The organism is Paenibacillus sp. 23TSA30-6 (assembly GCF_014858585.1).
Classification (GTDB): Bacteria; Bacillota; Bacilli; order Paenibacillales; family Paenibacillaceae; genus Paenibacillus.
Window position 1 is genome coordinate 283,077 of the sequence record NZ_SLTL01000002.1, and the last position, 6,000, is coordinate 289,076.

Annotated in this window: 6 protein-coding genes, 2 pseudogenes and 1 riboswitch; of the genes and pseudogenes, 3 read left to right on the top strand and 5 right to left on the bottom strand. The window is 40.2% G+C overall.

All coding sequences use genetic code 11. The features are described from left to right. Window positions 1-693 precede the first annotated feature (693 nt). From E0698_RS03170 to E0698_RS03180, 3 genes are all read right to left on the bottom strand, one after another. Window positions 694-1,374 carry an SDR family NAD(P)-dependent oxidoreductase gene (locus E0698_RS03170; protein WP_134910223.1) on the bottom strand — a complete coding sequence of 227 codons (681 nt, stop codon included), beginning with the start codon at window positions 1,372-1,374 and terminating at the stop codon, window positions 694-696. 17 nt (window positions 1,375-1,391) lie between these two features. Then, entirely contained in the window at window positions 1,392-1,967 is a 576-nt protein-coding gene (locus E0698_RS03175) for a VOC family protein (protein ID WP_192510572.1), read from the bottom strand. A 95-nt stretch (window positions 1,968-2,062) separates the two neighbouring features. After that, on the bottom strand, window positions 2,063-2,419 hold the full coding sequence (locus tag E0698_RS03180) for an NAD(P)H-binding protein (protein ID WP_149095783.1): 357 nt from the start codon (window positions 2,417-2,419) through the stop codon (window positions 2,063-2,065). Between the two features lie 219 nt (window positions 2,420-2,638). On the opposite strand from E0698_RS03180, the gene E0698_RS03185 reads away from it, so the two are divergent. Further along, entirely contained in the window at window positions 2,639-3,208 is a 570-nt protein-coding gene (locus tag E0698_RS03185) for a TetR/AcrR family transcriptional regulator (RefSeq protein ID WP_192510573.1), read from the top strand. Window positions 3,209-4,188: 980 nt separating this feature from the next. Beyond that, window positions 4,189-4,371: pseudogene (locus tag E0698_RS03190) on the top strand (IS3 family transposase); the annotation flags it as partial. A gap of 52 nt (window positions 4,372-4,423) precedes the next feature. Here the strand turns inward: E0698_RS03190 and E0698_RS03195 are convergent. Together E0698_RS03195 and E0698_RS27430 are read right to left on the bottom strand one after the other, a co-directional pair. Then, window positions 4,424-4,981, bottom strand: a complete 558-nt coding sequence (locus E0698_RS03195) for a DUF1003 domain-containing protein (RefSeq protein ID WP_149095782.1) — start codon at window positions 4,979-4,981, stop codon at window positions 4,424-4,426. 312 nt (window positions 4,982-5,293) lie between these two features. Beyond that, window positions 5,294-5,466, bottom strand: a riboswitch (M-box (ykoK) riboswitch). A 145-nt stretch (window positions 5,467-5,611) separates the two neighbouring features. Continuing rightward, window positions 5,612-5,830, bottom strand: a complete 219-nt coding sequence (locus tag E0698_RS27430; RefSeq protein WP_149095869.1) for a WGxxGxxG family protein — start codon at window positions 5,828-5,830, stop codon at window positions 5,612-5,614. Window positions 5,831-5,931: 101 nt separating this feature from the next. On the opposite strand from E0698_RS27430, the pseudogene E0698_RS27595 reads away from it, so the two are divergent. Continuing rightward, window positions 5,932-6,000 (top strand): annotated as a pseudogene (locus tag E0698_RS27595) (DUF3231 family protein); the annotation flags it as partial.

A 6,000-nucleotide genomic window follows, 5' to 3' on the forward strand; every position in this document is an offset into this window, starting at 1 on the left:
CCTACGCTCTTCCCTACGCTCAGCTCCTCCAACACATTCACTCACATGAATTCCTCCTTTTATTTAGATACCGTACACCGTATGTGCCATTCAATAAATTTGGCAAGGCTAAGCGGAAATTACTTCGACGAAAAAATTCCCCGCCGACCAGTTAAGGTTAGCGGGGATTGTTTGTTCCTATTCCGTTCAGAATCCATAACTAACCAAGTAGCTTTTCTTTCAGCTCAATACTCCTATTACTCTCAGCCAGCTTTTCAAGCTTCTCTAGCGTCCCATTCATTCATTGATTGGTTGTTTGTCTTGTTGATATTTTTCAATATGTTTTCAACTTCAGGGTCTTCCTGACAAGTTTATTTCAGCGCACCATTTATCAAAGGGGGACAGTTCACCTTCTGCAAGACATAATAACACTGATTTCCACTCCAGAAGAATTTCTACCCGTTTTTTAAGGTATTGCTCATCTAAGTTGGCTTCCACACCGCTGCATCGGTTGGCACGCGCGTTTGACTGTATCAGGCTATCCAACCACAATCTTGTACCAGTTACCTCAAATACTTATTAGGAGTCCTTAATATAAGGCTACGCATTAGACTCAGGGATTGACTGGTACAAATATATAATAGAACGTTTCTCTTAAGAATTTACAGTGGAATTGAACTATCGTTATTCGTTAAAAAATAGACTGAGTTCAAATCACCATACTATTGTTTCTGGGGTTACACCGACCGGAAAAGTTTCTTCGGCCTTGTCTCGTCTAGTGTACATGTCAAACCACGCCTCAGCAATGTAGTCAGGATCTGTTTGCGTTCCCTGCTTAATGAATACCCCCAAAGAGAGATGTCCGACATAAATACCTTTAGGCGCAAGATCAGCATGAAGATTGATCAAATAGTTTCGTAAACCAGCCATAGCAATACCGATGTTCCCCATTATTTGCATCGGATAAATTGCAGATAGGCCCGTCGTAAACAAGAGTGCGCCTTCGCCCTCCTTAATCATATCAGGTAAGACAGATTGGACGGTTCGAATTGCACCAATCATAAAGCCGTTAAAGATGTCTAAGGCATTCTCGTCTGTTACCTGCCAAGCTGGAGTAGGTGGATAGTTGCCAACCGTTGGACTAAACTCCACGACATCAATTGAACCAAACTTCTCTTTGATTGCTGCAAAAGCACCCTCCAGCTGTTCTTTACTATACAAATCAGTTGCAAAGCCAGCTGCCGCGATGTTCTGTTCTTCTAACTCCAAAACTAGATCAACCAGTTTACTCTGGTTTCGAGATATCAAGGCAATCTGAAATCCATTTTTGCCGAATTTACGTGCTAACGATTGACCTAGTCCTGGACCTGCTCCGACAATTACGAGTGTTTTCATTTTGTATATCCTCCTAGTTAAAATTCAGCTGCTGCTTTTGCAGTTTCTTGTAGTCGCCTACGGGGCCCTCTGGCCTTGAGCATTTTTTCAACATCCACATATTTCCCCATAGGCATTTCCGCAAATGCAGGTGATGTCTTCATAAAGGAAGTGGACTTGTCCCAATCTCCGAGCATATCCATGGTAAGCTCAACTGTATTACCATCGGGATCTTTATAGTAGAAGGCAATACTGATACCCTGACCTGCCGTTACAACAGGCTTAATACCGATATCTCTTAACCGGATATACGTATCCAGAAGATCATCAAGAGAATCGTATTCGAATGCTAAGTGACTAATGCTTGAGCGAGGCCTACCCGTTTCAGCGACAGGTAATCCGGGAATTTCAATAAGCGCTATTCGGTGGTTTGCTTTATCGTTCGTCACCCATGCTGCTTTAACGCCCGGAAGGTTACTTGCTGGATTAACTTTCTCGAAATTGATTTTCATTCCGATCGCCTTACTGTACCACAACAACATTTCGTCGATTTTACCTGTTGTAATACCGACATGATGTAGAGCGGAATGCTTTACTTCACTTCTTTCTGCCATTTGAACACCTCCTCAGTTTTAGACCTCAATAAATCAGCTACTTTTTACCTAACGGAGGCTTTCTTAATTGTTGTATACAATCGGCATCTGATGAATTAAGGATTGGTTTGAAGCTGCATGGTGCATAAATTCCGATCCTTATCAGATTTCAAGGTTGGAGTAGCAAGTGTAACAATAACCTCATGACCATCCGCAACAGGGGTACCTTTTAATTTTCTGGACGTATCGAGCGCGGGTCCCAATGTGCTAATGACGATATCAGCATTCGATATTGCTTTTTCCACCAAGTCTTGATTAGATAATTGACCCTCGACAACATTTAGCTTCTCATGTTTCTGTCCAATTTTCCCCGCATTTCTAACATAAAGGGTAACGTTATCCCCGTTTTGAATTGTTACCTCAGTCAAAATTTTCCCGATCGCACCACTACCACCAAAAAGCGTTATGTTCATTAGTCGATCACCTCGATGCTTTATTATTAAATTGCTCTTTTAACCCAATAAACATCAAGGTTACAGCAAAACTTAATCGAACTTTTGTTGAATATATAACGTTCGTTGGTTATTATTATATGGAATATGATGATTGCTTCAATCGCTAATAAAGTGATTTTTGTTTAATATTCAACGGATTCAAATGATTTGTTAAATATCTTCTGGGGGCTATACATTATGGGAGTTAAAATCGATCGAAGAATCCTAAAAACGAAGGAAGCCATATTTAATGCATTTATCGGTTTGATCTCGGAGAAGGATTTTGAAGAAATAACTATTAATGAGATTGCGGATCGGGCGAATGTTAATAGGGGAACCATTTATTTTCACTACACCGATAAATACGATCTTCTTAACAAATGCATCGATGAGCATTTGAGCAAAATGATTTCTATTTGCATCTCGACCGATCCAAACCAAGAGAAAGTTAATTTTATCCATTCATTGTTACCTGTTTTTCAATACTTTGAGCAGAACCATACGTTTTACGCTTCCATGCTTTCGAATAAAGGAATCCCTGCTTTTCGGGAGCATATGTTGGAGATCGTGGCAGGGAACATAAAAGATCAGGTCAATATGGAGGACCTTAATAAGGGGCATGACAAGCAATTGATTACGCAATTTATGGCCTTTGCGTTCACCGGGGTAATTGAATGGTGGATTTTAAATAACATGCCTCATCCACCTAAATACATGGCAGAGCAGGTATGGGGATTGTTTGAAAGGAATCAGATTTACCGTTCTTAAGCGAGTTATCCCGTTCTTTAACTTATCAAATTTCGTATGTTGCAGTATCATTCTTATCTGAATAAATGAATAGCAGTTCGGAACAAGGCTCCCGTAATGATACCGCCCTCGATCTCATTACCGATTAACTTGCTACCTCGTATTGTACTTGCTTTAACTGTACTGGCCTTTATATCTGAAGCATTCATTTCTGAGCTGTCGATCTGGCCTGTAAGCTTGATTGATCTAGCAACTACATTACCCTTCATATCCGCTCTTGGCTTGAACCTCCTTTATTTGCAGTACAACATAAATATAAGCTCAAATACGTCAGAGGACAGGGCATACAAGTAAACATTACTAAGGCTCTACCGGTTACATACCAGTAGAGCCTTTTATACCGAAACAAGGATTGGACGTTACCGCCACGATACTTTAAAAATTAAATCCAACAGGCTTTAGTGATGATAACCAACAGGATAAAAAGTACCAAAATTGCAGCTGGCGATGTGAAAGCACCAAAATGTTTTACCTTATGCTCATGTCCACATTCACTCACATGAACTCCTCCTTTTTATAAGATACGGTATACAGTATGTATAAATAAAGAAATTGACTAGACTAAACAGTGAGCCAGTTTATCGCGATGGTTGGCTCAAACTGAACACTAGTACTTGGCGAGATTTGTACGTTTGCCATGGTGACCTCCTCTTTTATATTAAAGAAACTGCGGCTACTTCAACTTAGGGTTAAGTTGGGCAATTTGAGTGAGTTCTTCTTGCAGCACTTTTTGATGTGGAATCATGTTTCCAGATGAATCCGTTCCGAATACCGTGATAACTGTATCTGTTGGAACCGTGCCTGTAACAAGAAATTTCGTAAGAAGTATTACCTACGATGTTGAAACTAAGAATTTGACTAATATTCGCATTAATCGTCAGTGAATTGGAATAAACCAGTGACTTACTCGCTAAGCTATTCCATACGTAGATGTGATAAACAAAGCTACTTTTAAAATTTTCAAAACGGAGTTTGTGAAGAAACGTCATTTTGAAAGTCTTGCTGAGCTAACCACAGAATTACATGACTATGTACACTGGTTTAACCATATTCGGATTCACGGTTCTCTGGATTACTTGAGTCCGGCTGAGTTCAAGCAGAGGCACCACAAAAAAATTGTCTAGTTTAGTGTTGACAATCCAACTTTTCTACGAGGCCTCCATATAATCCAAAGGGTCATTTGTGTTCTTCATTCATTCGGTTGTTTAGAACAAGTAAGAGTTTTTTAATCTCAATCAGTTCGCCTTCGATCCGATGAAGGTGGCTCTGCATATCGTCAATCTCTTGTTCGGCTTTGTAGTTGATCGCGAAGTCAATGATCGATTCATGCTTATCCCTTGCAGTTTGGCGGTTCTGACTCATCATAATGACCGGAGCCTGGAATGCTGCGATAAAGGACAAACACAAGTTCAACAAAATAAATGGAGGTTCATCGAAATGAAAGCGAGTAAACGGCAAGCTGTTCAAGAGTATCCAGATGGTCAGAAAGATAGCGAAAAAAGTAATAAATCTCCAGCTACCGCCGAATGATGCAATCCGATCCGCAAGACGATCTTGCCAGCTTGTCGTTCTTTGGTACGCTTCATCTAAATGAGAAAGAATGCTATTTTCGTAACTATCGACTAGCCGATCAATACGACGAGTATTTTCCTGATTCAATTCAATATCAAAGCCTTGAATATGAGCAGCACTTTTATTTTGCTGCTTTTTTTGAAAAAAATTCATTTTTGACATGTCGACTGCCTCCTTGTTTTAAGGCAGTCAGGCCCAATACTACCCCGTAGGAGAGGAGTTACAACCATACTCAATTACGGGATCTAGTTTTAACCCGACTGCCAATAGACTCACTGGTTCTGGATCCGGTTCAGTCGAACTTCGACTACTCATAGAATGGTTCCCCCCTCTCCCATATCGTATTGTTGGCTCCATATTTTACTTATCTCACAGGAACCATGTCACTGCCAATACCTAACACATTGAAATAAAAACGCCCCTCAGCTCAACTGAAGGGGCGTCGTTCTGCATGCAAGATAAGGCATGCAAATATCCGATTCCCCCAAGTCGAGCTTTAGCACTATACGACGTAAAAGAACCAAAGTTCTTTAGCCACATTAAGAAGAGCCTTAATCCGGCAATTCCTGTTATACCCATTGGCATCTTTCGATGTTTCCGGGCAGTGGCTTATGTTCGTATAGGAGCCTCACCTAACGAGGACATCAATATTTCCCTAGCAAGCATACTGCTGTCCAAATGTGCTGTCAACCCAAATATATCGGTGTGGTAATTTATGTAAGTAAAAAAATCCGCCGACCAGTTAAGGACAGCAGAGATTTTTTAGGGTGTTTTTTGAGTTGTTATTTACGATTATCTTTTTTTGTCGTTTTCATGGTCGCGACGTCTTAAACCTGCCAATCCAATTAACCCCAACAAACCAAGCCATCCCCAATTATCATTATCGCCATTATTATTATTGGTCAGCGTTTGTGTTCTACCATTGTCGTTTATGCCCATATTGGTTTCACTGTGTTCAGCAAATGCTATTACCGCTCCAAAACTTGAAATCATTAATGCAACAACAACCATTATTTGTAATGACAGTATTGCTTTTACCTTCACATTAAATCTTCACTACTGGGAATCATAAATTTGTACAACATTAAAATAAACAAGGAGTGATTTTTATAATGGGTATCCTAAGCGGGAATCCAAAAGACGAGCCCATGCATTACGGAGAAATTTATAGTGTGTGGCAG